Here is a 25413-nt window from a genome sequence, read left to right on the forward strand (position 1 = left end):
GGTGTGCAGTTACACCATTGCACGGCGTTTAAGCAGCAACGTCAGGCCTAAACCGGTGACTGACAACAGCGCTGCACTGAAGAATATCCACGAATACCCCAAATTCAGCGCCACCGCCCCCATCAATGGCCCGGCAATCGCCAGCGCCAGGTCAAAAAATACCGCATAGGCACTCAACCCGGCGCCACGACTGGAGTTAGGCACCTGCTTGATCGCTTCCACTCCCAGTGCCGGATACACCAGCGACAGGCCAAAACCGGTCAGGCCCGCACCGATCAACGCATAAGTCGTCGACGGGGCCAGCCACAGCATCACCAGGCCCAGGGTCTCGATGCTCATGCAGGCAATCGCCGAGGTGAACCCGCCAAAACTGCTGATCGCTGAGATAAACAGCAGGCGCGACAGAATGAAGCACACCCCGAATACCGTCAGGCAATAGGCGGCGCCGGTCCAGCCGCGGCTCAGGTAATACAAGGTGATGAAGGTTGTCAGGGTGCCGTAGCCGATGGACGCCAGGCTCAGGCTTGCGCCGAACGGAGCAATACGTCCGAACACCGCCCAGAAGGGTAGGCGTTCACCCCGAATGACCGGTACCGAAGGTTTGTTGCGGATCAACCAGAGTGCCGCAAGTGCTAATACCGACAGCGCTACACCCAGGCTCGCAAAGCCATATTGATCGACCATCACCACGCCCATCGGTGCGCCGATGGCAATCGCGCCATAGGATGCGATGCCATTCCAGGAGATCGATCGCGCGGTATGTTCGGATCCGACCTGGCCCATGCACCAACTAATGGTGCCGACGCCAATCAAGCCTTGGGCGATCCCGAGCAACAAGCGGGCGCCAATCAATATGAACAGGCTGAGCAACGGAAAGGTTTCCAGCAGCGTCGAGATCAGCGTCAGTGCACCGCTCAACACGATGCCCGACAACCCGTAGACGATGGCGCGCTTGGTGCCCACGTTGTCCGACATGCGCCCGGCCATCGGGCGGCTGAGTAATGTGGCCAGGTACTGCGAACCAATGACCAGCCCTGCGATTATTTCGCTGAAACCCAATTGTTCGTGGACGTAACCGGGCAACACCGCAATCGGCAGGCCGATGCAGAGGAAAGCGATAAAGGTGTAGAACACGATGGAAACGATCTGCAGAGTGATCGCCATGGAGCTTTGCGGGGGCAGTTGCTGCGCAGACATGAGGGCTCGTTCGCGGGCGGCGGTGGGAGACCTGCATCATGGCGCGGGCGTCAAATAAAAGAAAGCAGGCTAACGATACTCCTTGAGCGCCAGCCTGCTCGCGATCATATTTGAACCCATGAACAGTCGCCCAAAAATGCAAAAAGCCCTGTCGCCAGGACAGGGCTTTAACGTGCGGCTTGCAGCTTGAAACTAATAGCTGCTCTTAAAACACCACGCCTTGGCTGCGCAGGTAATCGTCGTAAGTACCGCTGAAGTCGATCACGCCACTTGGGCTCAACTCGATAATACGGGTGGCCAGCGAGGAAACGAACTCACGGTCGTGGCTGACGAAAATCAGCGTGCCCGGGTAGTTTTCCAGCGCCAGGTTCAGCGCCTCGATGGATTCCATGTCCAAGTGGTTGGTCGGTTCGTCCATGATCAGCACGTTTGGCTTTTGCAGGATCAGCTTGCCGAACAGCATGCGACCTTGCTCACCACCGGAAATGACTTTGACCGACTTGAGGATCTCGTCGTTGGAGAACAGCATCCGGCCGAGGGTGCCGCGAACGATTTGCTCGCCGCCCTGGGTCCACTGGCCCATCCAGTCGAACAGGTTGCAGTCGTCTTCGAAGTCATGCGCGTGGTCCTGAGCGTAGTAGCCCAATTCCGCAGCATCGGTCCACTTCACGGTACCGGCGTCCGGGGTCAGTTCATTGACCAGGGTGCGCAGCAGGGTGGTTTTACCGATACCGTTCGGGCCGATGATCGCGACGCGCTCGCCGGCTTCAACCTGGAAGCTGAAGTCCTTGAACAGCGTCTTGCCGTCGAAGCCTTTGGCCATGCGCTCGACGATGACCGCTTGGCGGTGCAGCTTCTTGGTTTGTTCGAAACGGATGAACGGGCTCACACGGCTCGAAGGCTTGACCTCGGCCAACTGGATCTTGTCGATCGCCTTGGCGCGGGAAGTAGCCTGCTTGGCTTTCGAGGCGTTGGCCGAGAAGCGGCTGACAAACGACTGCAATTCCGAGATTTGCGCTTTCTTCTTGGCGTTGTCCGACAGCAGCTGTTCGCGGGACTGGGTCGCCACGGTCATGTACTCGTCGTAGTTGCCCGGGAACAGACGCAACTCGCCGTAATCCAGGTCAGCCATGTGTGTGCACACGCTGTTCAGGAAGTGACGGTCGTGAGAGATGATGATCATCAGGCTGGAGCGCTGGGTCAGAATGTTTTCCAGCCAGCGGATGGTGTTGATGTCCAGGTGGTTGGTTGGTTCGTCGAGCAGCAGCACTTCAGGATCGGAAAACAGCGCCTGAGCCAGCAATACACGCAGTTTCCAGCCTGGAGACACTTCGCTCATCGGGCCGAAGTGTTGCTCGATGCCGATACCCAGGCCCAGCAACAGCTCGCCAGCACGGGATTCGGCCGTGTAGCCGTCCATTTCGGCGAACTCGGTTTCCAGCTCAGCCACGGCCATGCCGTCTTCTTCGGTCATTTCCGGCAGCGAGTAGATACGGTCGCGCTCGGCCTTGACCTTCCACAATTCCTCATGGCCCATGATCACAGTATCGATCACGGTGAATTCTTCGTAGGCGAACTGGTCCTGACGCAATTTACCCAGACGTACGTTTGGCTCAAGCATGACCTGGCCACCGGACGGCTCCAGGTCGCCGCCGAGGATTTTCATGAACGTCGACTTGCCGCAACCGTTGGCGCCGATCAGGCCGTAGCGGTTGCCCGCGCCGAATTTGACCGAGACGTTTTCGAATAGCGGCTTGGCGCCGAACTGCATCGTGATGTTAGCTGTAGAGATCAAAGGTTTTTCCTGCGAAGCATTCAGAGTAGCCAGGGTTGCGGCAGTACCGATTCAGTACCCAATAGGGTTATTCAATCCACGGGAAATTCATCCCGGTCAGAAGCGGAAGGTCCATTTGGCAATAAGTGGACAGCTGCGTACGGAGCGCTTGGCCCGAGTGAAAGCGCGCTGAGGCGGGGTTAATTCCCGTCATCAACCAAGGGGGGCGCGTAATGTTTGGCGGCGATTGTACTGGTCTGGCTCTTTAAACGATAGGGCGTTGAGTTCGCTGGCGTGCTTTGGCGCGATCACCGGACAGATTTTCACATTTGCAGGTTAACTATTGGTTACAAACTATGGCTAAAATGCCATCTATCAACCCGACGTCGAAAACCGGCACACGCTGAAAAAGCGTGCCATCGGGCCCGCTGTTTTGTATTCAGACGCTGCGCAAGACCCCTGATCCGCTTGGCTGGCAGGGAGGCAGTTTGTTCACTTCTGACGTGTGACGATTTCCGTGAAACTGATCATTGCCGCTGTTTACGTTGTATCCATTGCTTACGTTCACCTGCGCGGTCGCGTTCGCCACAAACTGGGACGTCAACTGAGTGACCACTCGACGTTCCTGGCACCCATCAATTGCTTCCTTTATTTGTTCTCGAAACTACCGGGCAAGCCTTACCTGGACCCCGCCGAGTTCCCCGACCTGAGTCCGTTGCAGGAACATTGGGAGGACATCCGCGCCGAGGGCCAAAGCCTGATCCGCGCCGGTGAGATCAAACGCTCCAATCAATACGACGATGTGGGGTTCAACTCGTTTTTCAAGTCAGGCTGGAAGCGCTTTTACTTGAAATGGTATGGCGATAGTCATCCGTCGGCCATGAAACTCTGCCCGCGCACTACCGAGCTGGTGCAAAGCATCGGCTCGATCAAGGCTGCGATGTTTGCCGAGTTGCCACCCGGTTCGAAATTGGTCCGTCACCGCGACCCTTATGCGGGTTCTTACCGGTATCACTTGGGACTGGAAACGCCGAATGACGCCGGTTGCTATATCAATGTCGATGGCGAGGACTACCACTGGCGCGACGGCGAAGCGGTGATGTTTGACGAGACCTTTATCCATTACGCCGAAAACGCGACGCAGCAGAACCGCATAATTCTGTTCTGCGACGTAGAGCGGCCGATGAAGTATCGCTGGGCGGCGGCGTTGAATCGTTGGTTCAGTCGCAATGTGATGTCGGCCGCCGGCGCGCCGAACGATGCGGGCGACAGGACGGGCGGCATCAATCGTCTGTTCACCAAAATCTACAAGATTCGCTTGCGCGGCAAAGAGCTGAAGAAGCGCAACCGCACCCGTTATTACCTGGAGAAGTGGGCGATTTTTGGCGGGTTGCTGGCAGTGTTTGTGCTGATCTGAAGCTTTCTATATAGCCAGTGCCCCATCGCGAGCAGGCTCGCTCCCACAGGGGCGTTGCGAGCGCCACATAACTCCTGTGGGCGCGAGCCTGCTGGCGATGGGCCGTATCAGCCACGAGAAGTCTTCGTGGCTTTTTTACGCGCGGCCGGTTTGGCTGACGGTTTGGCTTTGGTCGTGCTCTTGCCACCCAAACTGCGTTTAAGCAGCTCAGTCAGATCAATTACATCTGCTGTTTTGCGTTCTTCCTCACCGGTTGCGGTTTCCACATCTTCAATCTTGCCTTCATTGGCTTTTTTCTCGACCAGCGCCATGATCTTGTCTTGGAAGCTGTCGCGGTAATCCTCAGGCTTCCAATCGGCGCTCATGTCCTGAACCAGGCGCTTGGCCATCTCCAGTTCGCCCTTGGCTAACTCCGGTTTAGTGACCTCGGTGCCCAGCTCCAGCGTATCGAGGCTGCGCACCTCAGCAGGCCAGCGCAACATCACCAACACCATGGCAGACTCCAGCGGCATCAATGCCGCGAGATGCTGACGCGTGTGCAACACCACATGGGCCAATGCGACTTTGTTGGTTTTGCTCAGGGTTTCGCGCAGCAGCGCGTACACCTTTCCGCCACGCTTATCCGGTGCGAGGTAATAGGGTGTGTCGATGTTCTGCAGCGGAATCTGCTCACTGTCGACGAAGGCAAATATGTCGATGGTCTGGGTCGACATCGGGTGCGCGGACTTTATCTCGTCCTCGCTGAGCACCACATATCGACCTTTTTCATACTCCACGCCTTTGACGATGTGTTCCTTGGTGACTTCCTTGCCAGTGACCTTGTTCACCCGCTTGTAACCCACCGGGTCCATGCTGCGGCTGTCGAGCCAGTCAAAATCCACGCCTTGGGATGACGTTGCCGACACCAGCGCCACCGGGATGTGTACCAAGCCAAAACTGATTGCGCCTTTCCATATTGCACGTGGCATCGTCGTCTACTCGCAAGTGATGATCAGGTGACCTGTGCCGATGCGTAAAAGTTTCGACGCGCCGAGGCCCGGTCTGCGGGCAGCCAGGGCGGGCGGTCAACTCGTGTTACATGTTGTGAACCAGGTTTTAGTTAACAAAACAGAACCCCGGGCGTAGCGTGATATCGAAGACTCTATCCACGCTAACGTCTCGAGGCTTTCCGATGAACAGATTCATGCTTGGCGTCACCGCGCTGTGGTTGAGTGGCGTGCTAAGCACTTCGGCCCAGGCAAGCGACGCATTGCCAGCGTCAACCTGGTTGCTGGCGCAAAGCCCGACGGGCAGCACCAGCAATCCCTACAACAGCCCGATTCGCCGGGCCAACCCCAATAGCATGCAAGGCACGCAGCCCAATGCGCCGGTCATTCGCGGGCCGAATACCGTGCCCACGCCGCGACCTTCGACCATCGATAACGGAGGCATTGGCAATCGCTATCCTCAGAACAAATCAACTCCAGCCAGTCCTCCCACCTTCATTCCCAATCCGCCTCCCCGGGACTCCGGCAGCAATACGCGTTAAATCCGTCTTTTTTATGAAAGGAAGTGTGCATGTTGCGTAAAACCCTTCTGGCCACTGTTTGCGCCAGCACGTTATTCACGGCTGCATTGCCGGTCTTCGCGGCATCTGTACAGGAACTCAAAAGCGAACAAGGCACCTTGGAAGTCACACAGATAGCCAAAGGGCTCGAGAACCCATGGGCCCTGGCATTTTTACCCGATGGCAAGGGCATGCTAGTCACCGAGCGGCCCGGCAACCTGCGCATTGTCAGCGCTGACGGCAAACTTTCAGCACCGCTGAGTGGCGTACCCGAAGTCTGGGCCAAGGGCCAGGGCGGGTTGCTGGACGTGGTGCTGTCGCCCGATTTCAAGCAAGACCGCACGGTGTATCTGTCTTATGCCGAAGGCGGTGGCGAAGGTGGCAAGGCCGGAACAGCGGTAGGGCGCGGCCAGCTCTCGGAAGACCTGACAGCCCTCAACAACTTCAAGGTGATCTTCCGTCAGGAGCCGAAACTCTCAGTCGGTAACCATTTCGGCTCTCGTTTGGTGTTCGACCGTGATGGCTATCTGTTCATTACCCTTGGCGAAAACAATGATCGGCCCACGGCGCAAGACCTCGACAAGCTGCAAGGCAAGGTTGTGCGGATCTTCCCGGACGGCAAAATACCGGACGATAACCCTTTCGTCGGGCAGGCCGGTGTGCGTCCGGAAATCTGGTCCTATGGTCACCGAAATCCGCAGGGCGCGGCCCTCAATCCGTGGAGCGGCACACTGTGGGAAAACGAGCACGGGCCGCGCGGTGGTGATGAGATCAACATTGTCGAGCGCGGCATGAACTACGGTTGGCCGCTGGCAACGCATGGCATCAATTATTCTGGCCAGCCGATTCCAGAAGCCAAGGGCAAGACCGCCGAGGGCACCGTCGCCCCGCACCATGTCTGGGAGAAATCACCCGGTGTCACCGGCATGGCGTTTTACGATGCGGACCGCTTCAAGGCCTGGCAGCACAACGTGTTTATCGGAGCACTGGTCAGCCAGGAACTCATTCGTTTGCAGTTTGACGGCGATAAAGTCGTGCACGAAGAGCGTTTGATGGGCGAGCTCAACAAGCGCATTCGGGATGTGCGTCAGGGCCCGGATGGTTATTTGTATGTGCTGACCGATGAGCGCGACGGCTCGCTGTACAAGGTTGGCCTCAAGTAATCCACGGCATTCAACCAGCATTGACCTAGCCTGACCCACCGCTATCGCGAGCAGGCTCACTCCCACAGTAAATCGGGCCCGTACTCCAGTTATGCGCCTGACCAACATCCCCCTGTGGGAGCGAGCCTGCTCGCGATGGCGGAATAACATTCAACATTGATCTCGCCTGACTCACCGCTATCGCGAGCAGGCTCACTCCCACAGTTAATCGGGCTCGTACTCCAGTTATGCGCCCGACCAACATCTCCCTGTGGGAGCGAGCCTGCTCGCGATGGCGGAATAACATTCAACATCGATCTCGCCTGACCCACCGCTATCGCGAGCAGGCTCACTCCGACAGTTAATCGTGCCCGTACTCCAGTTATGCGCCTGACCAACATCCCCCTGTGGGAGCGAGCCTGCTCGCGATGGCGGAATAACATTCAACATCGATCTCGCCTGACCCACCGCTATCGCGAGCAGGCTCACTCCCACAGTTAATCGGGCCCGTACTCCAGTCATGCGCCCGACCAACATGCTCCTGTGGGAGCGAGCCTGCTCGCGATGGCGGAATAACATTCAGCATTGATCTAGCCTGACCCACCGCTATCGCGAGCAGGCTCACTCCCACAGTAATAAATCGTGCCCGTACTCCAGTTAGGCGCCTGACCAACATCCTCCTGTGGGAGCGAGCCTGCTCGCGATGACGGAATAACATTCAACATCGATCTAGCCTGACCCACTGCTATCGCGAGCAGGCTCACTCCCACAGTAAATCGGGCTCGTACTCCATTTATGCGCCCGACCAACATCCCCTGTGGGAGCGAGCCTGCTCGCGATGGCGGAATAACATTCAGCATTATTGGCGGCACACCCATCCTGACCGTTTGAAATATTGAGCATTGACTTGCGATTGGCTCCCGGCTAATTTCTGTGCATGACTTCCACCGTTTTGCGCTGCCAGCCAAGCATTATTACCGCCATTCCTTATTTGGCGGGCTAGCTCACGACTGCAGCACCCAACCCGCCCTAGAGGCGGGTTTTCATTTTCTGTCTCCTGGGTACTTGAACTGTCAGGAGACGACCATGAACACCACGCCAGCCCAGCAAGCCTTGCTTGAGCACTACGTGAAAAAAATCCTTGCCGCGCCCGTGTACGACTTGGCAGTGCGGACGCCTTTGCAGGCCGCACCGGCGCTGTCTGAAGCGCTTGGCAATCAGGTCCTGCTGAAGCGCGAGGATTTGCAGCCGACCTTTTCCTTCAAAATCCGCGGTGCCTACAACAAATTGGTGCAGTTGAGTGATGCACAGAAAGCGCGCGGGGTGATTACCGCGTCTGCTGGCAATCACGCTCAAGGGGTGGCGCACGCGGCCCGTGCTTTAGGCATCACCGCCACTATCGTCATGCCGAGCACGACCCCGGAATTGAAAGTGCTAGGCGTGCGAAGTCGCGGGGCCGATGCGGTGCTGCACGGGGAGAGTTTTCCTTTCGCACTGGAGCACGCGTTGGCCTTGGCCCAGGAAACCGGCCGCACCTTCGTCTCGCCGTTTGACGACCCTGACGTGATCGCCGGGCAGGGCACGGTGGCCATGGAAATCCTGCGCCAGCATCAAGGTTCGCTGGACGCCATCTTCGTTCCTGTCGGTGGTGGTGGCTTGATTGCCGGCATTGCGGCCTACGTCAAATACTTGCGACCGCAAGTGCGCATCATCGGTGTCGAGTCGCAACACTCCGCGTGCTTGCAAGCGGCGCTTCAGGCAAACGAACGCGTTGTGCTACCCAGTGTTGGCACCTTCGCCGATGGCGTGCGGTCGCGCAAATTGGCGCCTACGGTTTTGAGGTTTGCCGTTTCTGTGTCGACGAAGTGTTGACCGTCAGCAACGACGAGTTGTGCGCCGCCATCAAGAATATCTACGACGATACCCGCTCCATCACCGAACCTTCCGGCGCGTTGGCCGTGGCCGGCATCAAGAAATATGTTGCCCGCACCCGGGTACGAGGCCAGACGCTGGTGGCTATCGATTCAGGAGCCAACATCAATTTCGACAGCCTGCGGCACGTTGCCGAGCGAGCGGCATTGAGCGGCTCACCGGCATGATGCCCGGAGCCTAAGTCCGCCGACTGAAGCGTGCAAAATGCACAGGAGAAATAGCCATTTTCGGCATATTGCACGAGGCCATTTGCTGGCATGCTCGCTAAAGCGTTGATTTGCCGACGAGCAACACGGCGGATTTCTAGGCATGTTTTATGCTGTAGTTGTTCTTTAACCGGCCAGGGATTTTATGAGCCGGCGTAATCCCTTATTGGCAATCTCACATAAAGGAGAGGGTCGCCATGTTTTTGTCTGCCTTGGAACTCCGCAATATCATTGAAAGCAGTTTTTTGCCGAAACGTTGTCTGTGTACGCTGTCGCCTGACCTGTCGATGACCGTGAAAGTTTTTTCGGACCGCAAAACCGATCAACTGGATCTTATGGTCACCGGTATCAATGCCAAACATCTGAATGGCAGTCGCCAAATCAACGATCTGATCGCTGGTTTGCGCTCCGACCTGCAGCACCGGGCAAGCATTGTGCCGTTGCATCCTGACCGGCGAGCACTTTGATTCAAGGTTTTAACCACGTAAAAATACGCTGGGTCTGAAAAAATCAGACCCAGTTGCATTTTTATCAGCGGTTAACTCTGATAACTGCACGCATCGGACAACTTGCGGTAAGTAATTTCTTTGGCGCTACCGGTGCTGTCGATGTACTTCATGTCCGCCGTAATTACCTTGCATTCCAGCGTAGAAGGTTCGCTCAGCGAAACAACCTTCGCAACGTGCAGTGGCATTCCATATTGGTAAGGCACGGCTTGAGAACTCGCGGTGTCGTTGGCTTGCGCCAAACCGGTGAACGCGGTGCAGGCGAGGGCGGTTGTCAGCAGCAATGTGCGAAATTTCATGAGTAATCTCCAGTGCGGGCGGAATATAAGCTCGGCGCATCAAGCGTCGAACCTGCCGCACTGGGCGTCAGAAAAAGTCTGAGGGCGTGCGGTCCAGTAAAGTGTTGGACAGCAGGATTAATCGAAGGTTAAACCTTGTAAGTACCGGCTATCGGCTGCGTTTTTAACCTGCGCGAATCAATGTTCGCCCCGCATTACCAGTTATAGCTGACAGTACTCACCAGTTGACGCTCGTCGCCATAGCGGCAGATGGCGAACTCGCAATAGGTATAACGCTTGTTGGTCAGGTTGTTGGCATTGAGTGCCACTTCCCAGTTATCGCCGATTTCATAACTGGCACGAGCGTCGTACAGCATGTAGGCCGGCATGTCCGACGGCACACCGGACGCTTGCGTCGTGCCCTTGTAACGCGCGCCTCCGCCAATTCGAAGTTTGGGCAGGCCAAGTTCGGTCAATAGGTAATCAGTCCATAGCGCGGCTTGGTGGTAAGGGGTGTCTTCACTGCGTTGACCTACTTCGGAGGCGATGTTGCTCTGGGTAATTCGCGCGTCGATGTAAGCGTAAGAGGCGATTACGCTCAGGTTCGGCGTGATCTCGGTCTTGGCTTCCAGCTCCAGGCCCCGTGAGCGAACTTCACCGGTCTGTACGTTGAAGTTAATGTCGCTGCGGTCCTGGGTCAGCACGTTTTTCTGGGTCAACTCGTAAACCGCGGCACTCAGCAACGTGGCGCTGCCCTCAGGCTGATAGCGAATACCCACCTCGTATTGCTTGCCCTCGGTTGGCACAAACGCCTGCCCGGACTTGTCGGTGCCCGGCACCGGGAAGAACGATTCGCTGTAGCTGATGTAAGGCGCAAGCCCATTGTCAAACTTATAGACCAACCCGGCGCGCCAAGTGGTGGCCTCGTCACTCTGACTGCTGCGCGAAGCATCACGGAAGGTCTCGGTGTTTTGGTCAGCCCAGTCATGGCGACCGCCGAGCAACAGAATCCAGTGTTCGTCGAACTTGATCTGATCTTGCAGGTAAATGCCTTTTTGCAAGGTGTCGACTTGTGAACCACGGTCCAGCAACGGGTTTTTGTTCACCACAACAGGTTGGCCATAGTTGTAGGTATTGAGGTTCAACGATGGCGCATTACCGCGAAAGTTATGCGAGTCGTAACTGGTGTCATAGCCATCGAAACCCAACAGGAAGGTGTGCTGCCAGTTGCCGAACGCCCATTTACTTTCGATGTTGGTATCGCTGGCCAGACCGCGCGAGCGTTCTTCGCGATCACTGTATTGACGCCGCAAAAGGCCAGAGCTCAAGGACTGGGCCAATGTTGCCGGCGTGACGTTCACCTGCAAATATCGCCAGGTGACATCGGACTGGTAATACCGCAGCTTGTTGCTGATGCGAGTGTGTTCGTCAAAACGGTGTTCGAACTCATAGCCGAGGGCCGACATTTCGCCGTCCATCTTGTCGTAGTCCGGCTCTCCGATGAAGTCGTGACGTCCGATCTGAAAACGGTTTTCTCCGACGCCTTTGACGAACTGGTACGGCAGCGGGGCCGAGAAGCCGGTTTTGGTTTTCTGGTAGAACGACAGCAGCGTCAGCGACGTGTCCTCGTCGGGGCGCCAGGTCAGTGCCGGCGCCACGTAGATTTTGTCGTTATCGATGTGGTCGGCAGAGGTCTGGCTGTCACGATCAAGCAAGGTCAATCGGTAGCTCAGCGTATCGCTGTCACCCAAGGGGCCGGTGAAGTCGGCGGAAATCTGCTTGCGGTCATTCTGACCAGCCTGCACGTTTACTTCATGGTAAGGCGTCTGGCTTGGACGTTTGCTGACGGTGTTGATCATGCCGCCGGGCGATAACTGGCCATACAACACCGACGCCGCCCCACGAATGACTTCTGCACGCTCCAGGCCATAAGGTTCCTGAACGCCATCATAGGAATTGTTTTGCAGGCGCAGACCATCGCGCAGCGAGCCGCCGGTGGCCGATTCGACGTCAAAACCACGAATGCGGAAACGGTCCGAAGTGCGGTTGAAACTGGTGGGCTGGCTGGTAAAACCCGGTGTCATGTCCAGGGTTTGTGACAAGGTTTCGGATTGGCGATCGCGAATTTCATCACGGGTCACCACCGATAACGACTGCGGGGTTTCGATGATCGGCGTATCGGTTTTGGTTGCACTCAGGCTGCGTTTTGCCACATAGCCTTCGACGTGTGCCAGCGCATCGTCGTCTTCCAGACCATTGATCGCGGTCGGGCCGAGTTCCAGCGCGCCTTTGTTGACCGGGGCGGCTGTCAGGACATAACCGTTGCTGCCTTTGTCTGCTTGATAACCGCTGCCCTGAAGGATTTGCGCGAAGCCTTCAGCGATGCCGACCGTACCTTTCAGACCTTGGCTGTTCAGGCCGGCGACGCGGTTGGCGTCGAACAGAATGGCGACCCGCGACTGCTGGGCAAACAGGTTCAGCGTCTGCCCCAAAGGCCCGGCCGGAATTTTGTAACTGAGTGGCGCGCCACTGCCGCTTTGCGCCATCGCCTGTGTTGGCAGTACCAGCCCCAGCAGAGCCATGACTGACAGGTTCACTGCCAGGGCCAAGGGAGCGAGTGTGACGCGAGGGTGTTGAAGTGAGGGCAGCAAAGCGGTGTCCGGCGGCATGAAGGAGGGTCCTGTGATGAGTGTGCTTACCTTCCTTGACGGGCGAGCTGAAAAAAGCGGAACCGCGTGCCCCCACTGTTTGATTCAGGGTTTGCGATCTACCCAGACCAGCCACGGCGTGAACTGCCGAACGCGCACCGGGAGCGCGTCGGCAATCAGTTTGAGCGCGCGATCCGGGTCATCCAGCGGCAACACCGCACTGACACGCAAATCCGCAAGACCGGTGCGATCAAACTGCACACGGCCGCTGATTTGCCGGGTGATTTCGTCGAGTACTTCCGGCAGCGGCCGATCCTCAATCACCCATTGGTGCTGCTGCCAGGCTTGCTCTCGTGTGCGAGGTTCGACATCGCCCAGCCGTTGCACCGCCAGCGCCGTAATGCGCACTTGTTGACCGACCTTGACCTCGGTGACAGCCGCAGACTCGCTGCCCTTGGCGGCCACCGTCGATTCGAGCATGGTCAATACGGTGGAATGTTCATCGAGGCGCACGGTAAATCGCGTCCCCAGCGCGCGCATTTGCCCGTCTTCGGTCATCACCGTGAACGGACGATGTGCGTCGTGAGCCACTTGCACCAGAATTTCGCCGCGCAACAACACAACCTGGCGTTGCGCGCCGGTGAAACGCACGTCCACCGCGCTGTTACCACTCAACGTGATGTGCGAGCCATCTTCCAAGCGTTGGCTGCGCCATTCAGCTGGCGCCGTGCGCACGTCCGCCAGCCAGTAACCCGGCGGATAGCTGTTTAACCAGACGCCCAATGGCAGGGCCAGCAACAAGGTCAACGCGGCGCCCGCGCCCAGCACTCGGCGTGCTCCCCGGCGCTCGACGAATGCCGCACCCAAGGCTGCCTGCACCGACGCCTGCTGCGGTCGAAGTGCTTGCAAACGTCCGACAAACGCCTGCAAGCGTTCGGCCGCTGCGGCATGGCGCGGGTCCTGGTTTTTCCAGGTTTCGAAATGCTGGCGTTCCTGGTGGTCGATATCGGCCTCGTTGAGACGGATCAACCAATGGGCGGCTTGTTCATCGATGGAGCGTTGTGGGTCTGTCATCGAAAGTCAGACGTCCAGCGCGTGGTTGCAGTGCAGCAGGGCGCTCATCAAATACTTGCGCACCATGCGCTCCGACACGTCGAGGCGCAGTGCGATCTCGCCTTGACTCAAGCCTTCCAGAAAGTACATCAGGAACGCCTGCTGCGCCTTTTGCGCCAAACCGTCGAGCACGAAGGCGATCTGCTCCAACGCCTCCAGCGTCAACAGAATCTGCTCTGGCGATTGTTGGTAGTTCTCAAGCATCTCGACCGTCAGCGCCAACTCGCGCAGGTACGCGTCCTCGATTTGCCGTCGCCGCGCCCGGTCGATGATCAAGCGGCGCGCCGTCGTCGTCAGATACGCACGAGGCTCGCGCAAGCTGCCCAGGGCATCACGCGACGTCAGAATTCGCAGGAAAGTGTCTTGCGATACATCGGCCGCGTTTTGCGGGCAGCCCAGTTTTTTCCGCAGCCAGCCGAACAGCCAGCCATGGTGCTCGCTGTAAAGATCATGAACAGTCTGTCGCAAAGGACGCGTGGCGGCCGGCATGGGAAGTATCTGCGGATAAGAACTATTCGCAAGATTAGCGGGGAGGTGTGGAAGAAAGCAAGTGGCCAACAGGGCTTAGGTGGCGAGAATAATCTCGCCACGCCCCACGTGTGATTCACCTTCAGTCGAGCTGATGCCGATAGGGCAAATCCGGCCCGGTCTTGCTGCACGTGAGCGCTGCGGCTTGCACGGCGAACCTCAGCATCGCGTCAATCTGTTCGCGACGGAGGTGCTGCACGCCCTCGACCGAATCCAGTTGCTGCTCGGTCAGCCAGGTAATCAATGCCGCCTGGAAGGTATCGCCGGCGCCGACAGTGTCAGCAATCTTCACCGTGCGCGCAGGCACCGACCACGAACCATGAGCGCGGCTGAACACGGTGGCGCCGTCGCCACCACGGGTCAGAAACACCAACTGACAGCGATGCTGCAACCAGCCTTCGATCACGGGTTGCGGATCCTGGTCGGGGTATAGCAGGCGTAAGTCTTCATCACTGACCTTGATCAAATCAGCGTGCTCCACCAGCGTCGCGATGCGTGAGCGCCACAGTTCAATGTCGGGCTGCGGGTTAAGGCGCACATTGGGATCGAGGCTGATCAGGCGTTTGCCGCTTTCCCGGCGTACCAGCGTCAGTAGCGTGTCGGCAATCGGTTGCACCACCAGTGAAAACGAGCCGATGTGCAGGCCGCGCACCTCAGGCCCCAGCAGTGGCAAATGCTCCACTTGCAATTGCCGGTCTGCGCAGCCTTCGCCTCGAAAGCTGTAGTGCGGCGAGCCATCGGCGCCGACCGCTACCATCGCCAACGTGGTGGGGGCCGCGAAGTCCACCAGGTAGTCCGCGCTGACGCCCTCATCCTGCAACACCCGCTGCAGACGGCGGCCGAGATAGTCGGTGGATAAACCGGCAAACAACCCCGATTCAACCCCCAGACGCCGCAAACCGACCGCCACATTGAAGGGTGAACCACCGGCAATGGCCTTGAAATTTACTTTCGAAGCCAGACCGCTGACATCGTCTTCGCTGAAAAAATCAAACAAAGCTTCGCCACACACCAGGTACATAATTGTTCGCTCTTTATAGGGTTGCAACATGCTGTTGATAGCGTTCATAGGCCTGCTGAAAAGCCGCCACATTGGCTGCATTCGGCAGGGTTTCAGTGGTTGGATCAAGCCTTACGCAACGTTCGCAAAGATCCGCCAGGCGCTCTTCGTTCCCATTCGCCCAGGATTTGCACCATGCGGCCTGAATCGCTGCGCCGAGGGCGGCCGCTTCACTTTGCTCGGTACAGACCAGTGGGGTGTTCATGATATCGGCGACGATCTGTCGCCACACCTGACTTTTTGAGCCACCGCCAATCAGGCAGATGCTCAGGCTTTGCAAACCGTTCTGACGCAGCAGGTCCAGGCCGTAGCGCAAACCAAATGTGGTGCCCTCGACCACGGCGCGACACAGATTGGCCTGTGTCAGGTTGGTCATGGTCAATCCCACCAGGCTGCCGGTGGCGTGGGGCAGGGCGGGAACCCGTTCGCCATTGAGAAACGGCAGCATGCACACACCTTCGGCGCCGATGGGGGCTTGGGCCACGAGTGCGTTGAACTGCTCGATATCCAGCTCGAACAATTCGCGGATCACGCCGGTGGCATTGGTCAGGTTCATGGTGCAAATCAGCGGCAGCCAACCACCACTCGATGAGCAGAAGGTTGCGACCGACGCGTCCGGGCTGACCTGCGGTTGGTCGGCATAGGCGTAAACCGTGCCCGATGAGCCGAGGCTCATGGTTATCGCACCAGGCTTGATGTTGCCGGTGCCGATGGCGCCCATCATGTTGTCACCGCCGCCGCTGGACACCAGCGCCTGCGGGTTGATACCCAGGTGTTCGGCAATGGACGGCAGAACAGTACCGACGCCTTGATGGGCATCGATCAGCTCTGGCAGGGCGGCTTGCAAGCGACCGCTGGGGTCGATGTCGCGCAGCAGTTGCAGGTCCCACTGGCGGGTGCGCACGTTGAAATAACCGGTGCCCGAAGCATCGCCATACTCACTGCAACTGCGCCCGGTTAGCCAACAATTCAGGTAATCATGGGGCAGCAGCATGCGCGCTATACGGCTGAAAATGTCCGGGTGCTGTTCTTTGGTCCACAGCAGTTTGGACACTGTATAACCCGGGGCGATAACCACGCCCAGGCGCTCGAGCGAACCCTTTTCGCCGCCCAGGTGTTTCAGTAAGCGATCGTTCTCGGGCGTCGACTCGGTGTCGCACCAAAGTTTGGCCGGGCGCAATACCTGGCCCTGATCATCCAGCAGCACCAGGCCATGCTGCTGGCCGGAAACACCAACACCGAGGATGTCCTGACCAGAAACTTTGGCCGCCAGCAATGCCGCGCGGGTAGCCAGGGTCAAGGCCTCGAGCCACTGCGCGGTGTCTTGTTCGCGTCGGCCATTGGCGCCGCTGATCAAGGTGTGCGGCGCGGCACCGTGGCCCAGAACGTCGCCACTTTGAGCATCGAGGACGATGGCTTTGGTGCCTTGGGTACCGCAGTCGATGCCCAGGAATAGTTGTTGGTTTGCCATTGGATGTCCTTGAAGTCTCAGGTCGATCCTGGTGAAGCCAATCGCGAGCAGGCTCGCGCCCACGGGGAACTCAATGAATACAGATTTTGTATCGCCCGGCGATTCCAAGTAGGAGCGAGCCTGCTCGCGAAGGCCGCGGCAGGATCACCTGTCGATTAAGCCAGCACCCGTTCTAGGGTCCGCGTCACGCCCACGTCTCGCAAGCTGTTGCAGCACCATTCGAACGCCGCCACAAATGCTGCCGAGCGCGGGATTGCCGTGCCAAAAATCTCCTCCACTTCCAGTAAGCGCTGAGTGATCAGCGCATCATCCGCCACCAGCGCCTGACAGAATGCCGCGCGCGGATCCGGGATGCTGTAGGTGTCGCCATTCTCGTCAACACCCTTGAGGTACAGGGCCCACGCCGCGACGACCAATGCCGCGCGTTTGGTTTCCTGGCCATCGGCAATCAAGCGATTGATTGTGGGCACAGTGAACTTCGGAAACTTCGACGAACCGTCCGAGCACACGCGCTCCAGTTGATCGGCAATCGCCTGGTTGGAGAATCGGTCCACCAGTGTTTGCTTGTAGTCGGTGAGGTTGATCCCCGGCACCGGCGACAGTTGCGGGGTCACGTCGAGGTCCATGTAGGCGCGCATGTAACGCACGAATAACGGGTCGTTCATGGTCTCGTGGACAAAACGATAACCCTTCAGGAACCCTAGATAGGTCAACGCCAGATGACTGCCGTTAAGCAGTTTGATTTTCATCTCTTCGTACGGCGTCACGTCATCTGTGAATTGCACGCCGACCTTTTCCCACGCCGGACGCCCATTGACGAATTTGTCTTCCAGCACCCACTGCACAAACGGCTCGCAGACCACCGGCCACGCGTCGTCAACCGCGTGTTTATCGGCCAGTTGCAGACGATGCTCAGTGCTGGTCATGGGAGTAATGCGATCCACCATGGCGTTGGGGAAACTCACGTTCTGCGCGATCCAGTCGTGCAAGTCGGCGTCGCGCAAGGCTGCGAAAGCCAACAGTGCCTTACGGGTGACCGCGCCGTTGTGCGGCAAGTTATCGCAAGACATTAACGTGAACGCAGGCGTGCCGGCGGCGCGGCGCTTGGTCAGCGCGGCACAGAGAAAACCGAACACGGTTTTCGGTGCATCCGGGTGCGCCAAATCGTGCTGGATCTGCGGCAGGTGAGCCATGAACTCGCCGTTGCTGTCATCGATGCAGTAGCCACCTTCGGTGATGGTCAGCGAAACGATGCGGATCTGCGGGCTGGCGAGTTTGTCGATCAGTGCGCTGGCGTCATCTTCGGCCAGCAGCATGTCGCGGATAGCGCCAATCACCCGCACCTCGGTGTCGTCGGTGTCGCCCAGTTCGAACAGGGTGAACAGGTAATCCTGCTCTTTCAGGTCGTCCCGGGCGCGGCGGTCTTCGGCACGCAGGCCTACGCCGCAGATGGCCCAGTCCAGGCCCTCACCGGTATTCATCAAGGCGTCGGTGTAATACGCCTGATGCGCGCGGTGAAAACCGCCAACGCCGATGTGCGCGATGCCTTGGCGGGTGTCGTCCAACGCATAGGCGGGCAGGGCAACTTCAGGGGCGAGGCGGTTGAGGTTCTGTTTGTTGAGTTTCATCACAAGGTCTCGCAATCAGGCGGCGGCGCGCAATGGGCGGGTGAGCGCCACGCCGTCGGCATCAAATAAATGGCAGTGTTCGGCATCCAGTCGCAGGCTGAGCGACTCGCCATAACGGCTGGCCAGGTCACCGCGAACACGCATGGTCAGTGCTTCGCCGGACGAGGTCACGACGTGGCAGAAGGTGTCGCTGCCCAAGCGTTCGCTGACGTCGGCGGTTACCTGCAAGGTGCAGTCGCCTGCTTGTGCCAGTTCCAGATGTTCCGGGCGAATACCCAGCGTCACGGCGCCGCCGACACTAAGACTGGCGCCACTGAGCGGCAACGTGATGCGCGTACCGGCATCCAGTTGCACTTCGCAGCTCTGGCCGTCGAGCCGGGTCACGCTACCCTTGAGGAAACCCATTTTCGGGGTGCCGAGAAAGCCTGCAACAAACAGGTTGGCCGGTTGGTGATACAGGTCCAATGGCGAACCGACCTGTTCGATCTTGCCGCTGTTGAGCACCACGACTTTGTCGGCCATGGTCATTGCTTCAACCTGGTCGTGAGTCACGTAGATCATTGTTGCTTGCAGTTCTTTGTGCAGGCGCAACAACTCAAGGCGCATCTGCACGCGCAGCGCGGCATCGAGGTTGGACAGCGGTTCGTCGAACAGGAATATTTTCGGGTTGCGCACAATGGCACGGCCAATCGCCACGCGCTGGCGCTGGCCGCCGGACAGTTGCTTGGGCTTGCGCTCCAGCATCGGGCCCAGTTCGAGAATGCGTGCAGCTTCGCCGACTTTCTTTTCGACTTCGGCTTTTGGCACACCCGCCAGGTCGAGTGCAAACGACATGTTCTTTTTCACGGTCATGTGCGGATACAGCGCGTAGGTCTGGAACACCATCGCCAAATCACGTTTGGCTGGGCTGACTTCGGTGATGTCTCGACCATCAAGTTCTATAGTGCCGCCGCTGACTTCTTCCAGCCCCGCGATCAACCGCAGCAACGTCGATTTACCGCAGCCTGACGGCCCTACGAACACGACGAATTCCTTGTCATTCACTTCCAGGTCAATGCCCTTGATGATGGAAAAACCTTCGAAGCCTTTTTGCAGATTCTTGATTTTCAGGTTGGCCATGGTGGCACTCCTTTTTTGCTTATTCTTTGAGGGCTATTTCACGGCGCCGAACGACAGACCGCGGACCAATTGTTTCTGACTGATCCAGCCGAAGATCAGGATCGGCGCACAGGCGAGCGTCGACACGGCCGACAACTTGGCCCAGAACAATCCTTCAGGGCTTGAGTACGAGGCGATCAACGCGGTGAGTGGCGCAGCTTTTGACGACGTCAGGTTCAGCGACCAGAACGCTTCGTTCCAGCACAGAATCAGCGACAGCAGCACCGTGGACGCCAGGCCGCCCTTGGCAATCGGCAACAGCACCCGCACCATTTCCTGCCACAGCGTGGCACCGTCGAGGCGCGCGGCTTCGAGGATGTCTTTGGGAATGTCTTTGAAGTAGGTGTAAATCATCCAGACCACGATCGGCAGGTTGATCAGCGTGTAAATAATGATCAGCGCGGTGCGCGTATCGAGCAGGCCAAAGCTCTTGGCCAGCAGGTAGATCGGCATCAGCACGCCCACTGGCGGCAGCATTTTGGTGGAGAGCATCCACAGCAGCGTGCCTTTGGTGCGTTTGGTTTCATAGAACGCCATCGAGTAGGCCGCAGGCACTGCTATCAGCAGGCACAACGCCGTGGCGCTGAACGAAATCACCACCGAGTTCCAGGCAAAGCTGAAGTAATCGCTGCGCTCGTTGATGTGCAGGTAGTTTTCGAGCGTCGGCGTGAAGATGAACTGCGGCGGTGTCGCGAACGCATCGATTTCGGTTTTGAAACTGGTCAGCACCATCCAGAAAATCGGGAAGAAAATCAGGATCGCGATGGCCCAGGCCAGCGTGCCCAGCAGCAGGCTTTGCAAACGGCGAGATTGTTGAAGGGTCATGGCGCAGGCCTCAGGCTTTGTCTGTCAGGTTTTTGCCGATCATGCGCACCAGCACGATGGCCGCAATGTTGGCAATCACCACCGCGATCAAACCGCCAGCAGACGCCATGCCGACGTCGAACTGCACCAGCGCCTGGTTGTAGATCAGGTACGCAAGGTTGGTCGACGCGTAGCCGGGGCCACCGTTGGTGGTGGTGAAGATTTCGGCGAATACCGACAGCAGGAAGATCGTTTCGATCATCACCACCACGGCAATCGGCCGCGCCAGATGCGGCAGCGTCAGGTGCCAGAAAATCGCAATCGGGCCGGCACCGTCCAGACGTGCCGCTTCTTTCTGTTCCTGATCGAGGGACTGCATGGCAGTCATCAGAATCAGGATGGCGAAGGGCAGCCATTGCCACGACACAATGATGATGATCGACAGCAGCGGGTAATGAGCGAGCCAGTCCACCGGTTGTGCGCCGAACAGGCGCCACACGTAGGCGAGAATCCCCGACACCGGATGGAAAATCAGGTTTTTCCAGATCAATGCGCCGACGGTGGGCATGATGAAAAACGGCGAAATCAACATGACCCGCACGATGCCGCGACCGAGAAACTCGCTGGCCTCGAGCAACGCGCTGATCAACACGCCAAATACCACGCTGATCAGCAATACGCTGCCCACCAGCAACAACGTGTTGGTGGCCCCGGGCAAGAAACCCGAATCGGTCAGGAAGTAGGTGAAGTTTTCCAGGCCTACAAATTCGTTCTCGCCCGGGTTGAGCAAGTTGTAGCGGATCATTGAGAAGTACAGGGTCATGCCCAGCGGCACGATCATCCACAGCAGCAACAGGGCCACCGAGGGGCTGACCAGAAACCAGCCGGGATTGGCCAGCCGGTTTTTGCGTACCGGCTGGGGAATGTCCAATTGTGCTTTGGCAGTTGAAGTATTCATGGCGATCAGAACCGATTCATGCAGATCTACGCAGATCTAATGTGGGAGCGGGCTTGCTCGCGAAAGCGTTGTGTCAGGCAATACTCATGTTGAATGAGCCGGCCTCTTCGCGAGCAAACCCGCTCCCACAGTGATTGTGTTTAACCCGTGGGAGCGCGGTTTTACCCGCAAATGGGGTTACTTGGGATAACCAGCGCGCTTCATCTCGCGTTCAGTGGTTTGCTGAGCCGCGGCCAGGGCCTGGTCAACCGTGGTCTGACCGATCAGCGCAGCCGAGAACGACTTGCCCACCTGCGTGCCGATCCCCTGGAACTCGGGAATGGTCACCAACTGAATGCCGATGTAAGGCACAGGCTTGAGCGTCGGTTTGCTCGGGTCTGCGGCTTTCAGCGATTCCAGGGTGACCTTGGCGAACGGCGCCGCGCTCATGTAAGCGTCGCTGTAGGTCGAGGCGCGAGTGCCTGGCGGCACGTTGGCGATGCCATCTTTTTCGGCGACCAGTGCGCCGTATTCTTTAGAGGTTGCCCAGGCGCTGAAGGTTTTAGCCGCGTCCTTGGCTTTGGAACTGGTCGGAATCGCCAGTGCCCACGAATAGAGCCAGGCTGAGCCTTTATCCGTTACCTGATGTGGCGCGAAGGTGAAGCCCACGTGGTCGCTGACTTTGCTTTGGGTTTTGTCGGTCACGAATGAGCCGGCGACGCTGGCGTCGACCCAAATCGCGCATTTGCCGCTGTTGAACAGCGCCAGGTTTTCGTTGAAACCATTACTCGACGCACCCGGCGGGCCGGATTTTTTCATGGTGTCGACGTAGAAGTTCAGCGCGTTTTTCCACTCGGGCCCGGTGAATTCAGGCTGCCACTTTTCATCGAACCAGCGCGCGCCATAGGCGTTGGCGATGGTGGTGATCAGCGCCATGTTTTCGCCCCAGCCAGCCTTGCCGCGCAGGCAAATGCCGTACTGCTCTTTATCCTTGTCGGTGAGTTTGCTGGCGAATTCGGCGATTTGCTCCCACGTCGGACGTTCAGGCATGGTCAGCCCGGCGTTCTTGAACAGGTCGGTACGGTAATAAGTGATGGAGCTTTCGGCGTAGAACGGCAGGGCGTACAACGTCCCTTTCACCGACAAGCCTTCACGCACCGACGGGAACACATCGTCGAGGGCATAAGAGGCCGGCAGGTCTTTCATCGGTTCCAGCCAACCCTTGGCGCCCCACAGTGCCGCTTCGTACATGCCGATGGTCAGCACGTCGAACTGCCCGCCCTGGGTGGCGATGTCGGTGGTCAGGCGTTGACGGAGGACGTTTTCTTCGAGCACTACCCAATTCAACTTGATGTCCGGATGCTCGGTCTCGAAGGTCTTCGAGAGCTTTTGCATGCGGATCATGTCGCTGTTGTTGACGGTGGCAATGGTCAGGGTTTGAGCGCCGAGGCTGACGCCGCTGAGGGTCATGCAGGTGAAGGCAAGCAGAGCTTTTACAGAACGTTGCATCGTGCACTCCTTTTCTGAACCCAAGGGGTTGCAGAAGGACGGTTATTGTTTTTGTGTCTTCCGAAGGCAAGGAAGAATGTGCACTGATTACAGCCTTCAATTGGCGATGTGACAAATCATCCATCGCACTTTAATCGATACTATTTTGCACTCCAATTATTGTCCAGAGGCGCAGAGAACGGCTTTCTTGCCGTTGATCCGCATTGATTGCGTACAGGTTTTCGGCGTTTAGCCCAGATTTTGCTCAGTCAATCGCTGCACCGCCAGCCGCCGATAATGCGATGGCGTCATGCCTTTCAGTTGCTGAAAGCGGCGGTTGAAGTTGGAAATATTATTGAAACCCGATTCGAAACAGACATCAGTCACCGCTTTGTCGCCATCGGCCAGCAATTCGCAGGACTTGCTGATGCGCAGGCGATTAACGAACTCAATGAAATTGCGCCCGGTGGCTTGCTTGAACACCCGGCTGAAATAGGTCGGTTTCATGCCCAGGTATTCAGCGACTTCTTCCAGCGGCAAATCGCGCGCGTAATGAGCAAAGATGTAGTCGACTGCCCGGTTGGTGCGATCTACGTTGTGCTCGTCCGCCAGTTGCGCGGTCGTGGCGCCCGACAGCAACTGATAGTCGTCAGAGGCCGCGAGCAATTCCAGCAGAATGAAAAAGTGCCCGAGCCGGGTGACACCTTTTGTATCGGCAATCCGCTGCATCAGGTGTGTGGCCTGGCGGATGGTGCGTTTGCAACGAAACTCGATGCCGTACTGAGCCCGCTCCAGCAACGGCGCCAAGGTCTTGAGTTCGGCAAATATCAAATGACCTGCGTCGAACAACTCGTCAGTGAAGTTGACCAGCATGTCGCGCTTGGGCACCACTTCGTCCTCAGCGACCTGGCTGATCCAGTTGTGGGGGAGGTTGGGGCCAGTGAGGAACAGCGTTTCGGGGTAAAAATTGCCTATGTAATCGCCGATGAACACCTTGCCGGAGCTGGCGACGATCAGGTGCAACTCGTACTCCTTGTGGAAGTGCCACCGCACCAATGGGCACGGGAACCCGTGCTGACGGTAGATGATCGACAACCCGTTATGGTCGTCCATCAGCTCATATGAAGGGTCGGTGACTCTGGCTACTCGGGTCATGACAGGCAACTTGTGTTGTTATCGCAACCTGATCATGCCTCTTTGTGCCCCGTGAATGCCAGCGTGCCCGGCAGGCGTTTCACCCTCAAACCGAATCTTTATGGCGGTTTTTCGCTTCTATCCATTGCGACATGTACCGCGTGCTCTTGTGTTGGTGATGGCGCAGCATGCTGCCGGTGAAGTTGTCTCGTCTCAGTGTCGATAAGTGCTGCTGGTGATGCTCGAGTTGCTTGATCAAGGCTGGACCATGCCGGTTTTTTTGGTAGCGATCGGCCAACAGCGCCAGGCCCGCGTTTTGTGCATTTAGCCACAATGATTTGTCTTGGTAGAGCTGCACGGCGCTGTCGGCGAATGCCTGTGCGGTGCTGCACACAGCGCCGGGCCATGGCAGATCGCCGTGCATGGCTTCTGCTCCCACGGGCGTGGTTACATTGGGTGTGCCACAGAGCATCGAGTCAATGAATTTGCCCTTGATGCCCGCACCGAACCTCAGCGGTGCCAGGCACACACGCGCTGCTGACATCACCTGCAATGCATCCTCGGCCCAGTTCATCACGTGAAAGCCTTGCGCCACATTGTGCAAGGCAGTCGCTTTGGGTGGCGTGTAGGCCCCGTAAACATGCAATTGTGCGCCCGGCAATTGCGCACGAATCAGTGGCCATATCGTGGTTTTCATCCAGAGCACCGAATCCCAGTTAGGCGCGTGACGGAAGTTTCCGATACTCAAGAAGTGCGCCCGTTGTTCAAACCCTGCAGGCGCACTAGTGGTTTGATCGACCATTAACGGGCACCAATGCAACAGGCTGCGTGGCACCTTGAACTGCTCGACCAGCAATTCGATTTCCACCTCCGACACCATCAAGCTCAGGTCGCAACGATAAATAGCCGCGATCTCGCGTTGCGCCAGGTCGGTCTCGGCCATCAGTTCGAATTCTTCGCGCAGTGCCGGCACAAACAGATCACTGAAGTCGTTGGCATCATCACTGGCTTTCAAACGATCTTTCAGGCGTTGATGCCGGGCATGCCGCAGGCACTGCAGGTCACTGGTTTCCAGTACCCGAAGGGCGTGAGGGCAATTGGCTTCCACCCGCCAGCCAAATTGCTCCTCCATCATGAATTGATCGAACAGCACAATGTCGGGTGCCAACTCGCTGATAAACGCATCGAAGCTGCTGTTGTTCAGCTCGATTGGCACTTGGCGAATGCCCAATGCCGCGAGGTCCGCCGGGTGTTCGCCAGCACCGGCCGGGCTGCTGAAGGTGATGTCCCAGCCTTGCTGCAAGAACGATTCGAGGATTTGCATCACGTGCCCACCGGCGGCAGAAGAACGCGGCTCGGGCCAGACGTAACCAATGACCAGAAGACGGGGGGTACGGGGTTGGCTCATCGGGTGGAGTTCCTGGAGGCTGGCAAGGAGTAGATGCT

Annotated in this window: 20 protein-coding genes and 1 pseudogene; 5 read left to right on the forward strand and 16 right to left on the reverse strand. The window is 57.9% G+C overall.

Annotation, left to right across the window (positions count from 1 at the left end):
• Window positions 1-9: 9 nt before the first annotated feature.
• A complete protein-coding gene (locus ACQR3R_RS06250) occupies window positions 10-1197 on the reverse strand; it encodes an MFS transporter (RefSeq protein ID WP_428271146.1) in 1188 nt (395 codons plus the stop codon).
• Window positions 1198-1402: 205 nt separating this feature from the next.
• Window positions 1403-2992, reverse strand: coding sequence for an ABC-F family ATPase (locus ACQR3R_RS06255; RefSeq protein ID WP_080943075.1), 1590 nt, complete (start codon window positions 2990-2992; stop codon window positions 1403-1405).
• A gap of 496 nt (window positions 2993-3488) precedes the next feature.
• Here ACQR3R_RS06255 and lpxO point away from each other — a divergent pair, with 496 nt between their 5' ends.
• Entirely contained in the window at window positions 3489-4388 is a 900-nt protein-coding gene (gene lpxO, locus ACQR3R_RS06260; RefSeq protein WP_428271147.1) for a lipid A hydroxylase LpxO, read from the forward strand.
• A gap of 107 nt (window positions 4389-4495) precedes the next feature.
• Here lpxO and ACQR3R_RS06265 read toward each other — a convergent pair whose 3' ends face one another.
• Window positions 4496-5356, reverse strand: coding sequence for a non-homologous end joining protein Ku (locus tag ACQR3R_RS06265; protein ID WP_428271148.1), 861 nt, complete (start codon window positions 5354-5356; stop codon window positions 4496-4498).
• Window positions 5357-5559: 203 nt separating this feature from the next.
• Here ACQR3R_RS06265 and ACQR3R_RS06270 point away from each other — a divergent pair, with 203 nt between their 5' ends.
• From ACQR3R_RS06270 to ACQR3R_RS06285, 4 genes and pseudogenes are all read left to right on the forward strand, one after another.
• Complete coding sequence (locus ACQR3R_RS06270; RefSeq protein WP_428271149.1) at window positions 5560-5916, forward strand: hypothetical protein; 357 nt, start codon at window positions 5560-5562, stop codon at window positions 5914-5916.
• 29 nt (window positions 5917-5945) lie between these two features.
• A complete protein-coding gene (locus ACQR3R_RS06275; RefSeq protein WP_428271150.1) occupies window positions 5946-7097 on the forward strand; it encodes a PQQ-dependent sugar dehydrogenase in 1152 nt (383 codons plus the stop codon).
• 1065 nt (window positions 7098-8162) lie between these two features.
• A pseudogene (gene ilvA / locus ACQR3R_RS06280) lies at window positions 8163-9175 on the forward strand (threonine ammonia-lyase, biosynthetic).
• Window positions 9176-9411: 236 nt separating this feature from the next.
• Entirely contained in the window at window positions 9412-9681 is a 270-nt protein-coding gene (locus ACQR3R_RS06285) for a DUF1652 domain-containing protein (protein ID WP_428271151.1), read from the forward strand.
• A gap of 71 nt (window positions 9682-9752) precedes the next feature.
• Here the strand turns inward: ACQR3R_RS06285 and ACQR3R_RS06290 are convergent, their stop codons facing one another.
• The 13 genes from ACQR3R_RS06290 to ACQR3R_RS06350 form a co-directional block, all read right to left on the reverse strand.
• Complete coding sequence (locus ACQR3R_RS06290; protein WP_428271152.1) at window positions 9753-10019, reverse strand: DUF2790 domain-containing protein; 267 nt, start codon at window positions 10017-10019, stop codon at window positions 9753-9755.
• A 194-nt stretch (window positions 10020-10213) separates the two neighbouring features.
• The gene (locus ACQR3R_RS06295; RefSeq protein ID WP_428271153.1) at window positions 10214-12667 is read right to left on the reverse strand and encodes a TonB-dependent siderophore receptor; all 2454 of its coding nucleotides are present in this window, start codon (window positions 12665-12667) and stop codon (window positions 10214-10216) included.
• 84 nt (window positions 12668-12751) lie between these two features.
• Entirely contained in the window at window positions 12752-13720 is a 969-nt protein-coding gene (locus ACQR3R_RS06300) for a FecR domain-containing protein (protein WP_428271154.1), read from the reverse strand.
• A 6-nt stretch (window positions 13721-13726) separates the two neighbouring features.
• The gene (locus ACQR3R_RS06305) at window positions 13727-14248 is read right to left on the reverse strand and encodes a sigma-70 family RNA polymerase sigma factor (RefSeq protein WP_428271155.1); all 522 of its coding nucleotides are present in this window, start codon (window positions 14246-14248) and stop codon (window positions 13727-13729) included.
• Window positions 14249-14369: 121 nt separating this feature from the next.
• The gene (locus tag ACQR3R_RS06310; protein WP_428271156.1) at window positions 14370-15308 is read right to left on the reverse strand and encodes a PfkB family carbohydrate kinase; all 939 of its coding nucleotides are present in this window, start codon (window positions 15306-15308) and stop codon (window positions 14370-14372) included.
• 13 nt (window positions 15309-15321) lie between these two features.
• Window positions 15322-16818: a xylulokinase gene (gene xylB, locus ACQR3R_RS06315; RefSeq protein WP_428271157.1), complete on the reverse strand. Its 1497-nt coding sequence runs from the start codon at window positions 16816-16818 to the stop codon at window positions 15322-15324.
• 155 nt (window positions 16819-16973) lie between these two features.
• A complete protein-coding gene (locus ACQR3R_RS06320; protein ID WP_428271158.1) occupies window positions 16974-18446 on the reverse strand; it encodes a mannitol dehydrogenase family protein in 1473 nt (490 codons plus the stop codon).
• Window positions 18447-18461: 15 nt separating this feature from the next.
• Window positions 18462-19565: a sn-glycerol-3-phosphate ABC transporter ATP-binding protein UgpC gene (locus ACQR3R_RS06325; protein ID WP_428271159.1), complete on the reverse strand. Its 1104-nt coding sequence runs from the start codon at window positions 19563-19565 to the stop codon at window positions 18462-18464.
• 33 nt (window positions 19566-19598) lie between these two features.
• Window positions 19599-20429, reverse strand: coding sequence for an ABC transporter permease subunit (locus ACQR3R_RS06330; RefSeq protein ID WP_428271160.1), 831 nt, complete (start codon window positions 20427-20429; stop codon window positions 19599-19601).
• A 10-nt stretch (window positions 20430-20439) separates the two neighbouring features.
• Window positions 20440-21366 (reverse strand): ABC transporter permease subunit, encoded by a 927-nt coding sequence (locus tag ACQR3R_RS06335; protein ID WP_428271161.1) that lies wholly within the window; start codon window positions 21364-21366, stop codon window positions 20440-20442.
• 177 nt (window positions 21367-21543) lie between these two features.
• Entirely contained in the window at window positions 21544-22854 is a 1311-nt protein-coding gene (locus ACQR3R_RS06340; RefSeq protein ID WP_428271162.1) for an extracellular solute-binding protein, read from the reverse strand.
• Window positions 22855-23082: 228 nt separating this feature from the next.
• The gene (locus ACQR3R_RS06345; RefSeq protein ID WP_428271163.1) at window positions 23083-23988 is read right to left on the reverse strand and encodes a helix-turn-helix domain-containing protein; all 906 of its coding nucleotides are present in this window, start codon (window positions 23986-23988) and stop codon (window positions 23083-23085) included.
• 85 nt (window positions 23989-24073) lie between these two features.
• Entirely contained in the window at window positions 24074-25375 is a 1302-nt protein-coding gene (locus tag ACQR3R_RS06350) for a glycosyltransferase (protein ID WP_428271164.1), read from the reverse strand.
• Window positions 25376-25413: the final 38 nt, after the last annotated feature.

Origin of the sequence: Gordonia sp. IEGM753 (assembly GCF_050321825.1) — a bacterium.
In the GTDB taxonomy this organism is placed as follows: Bacteria; Pseudomonadota; Gammaproteobacteria; order Pseudomonadales; family Pseudomonadaceae; genus Aquipseudomonas.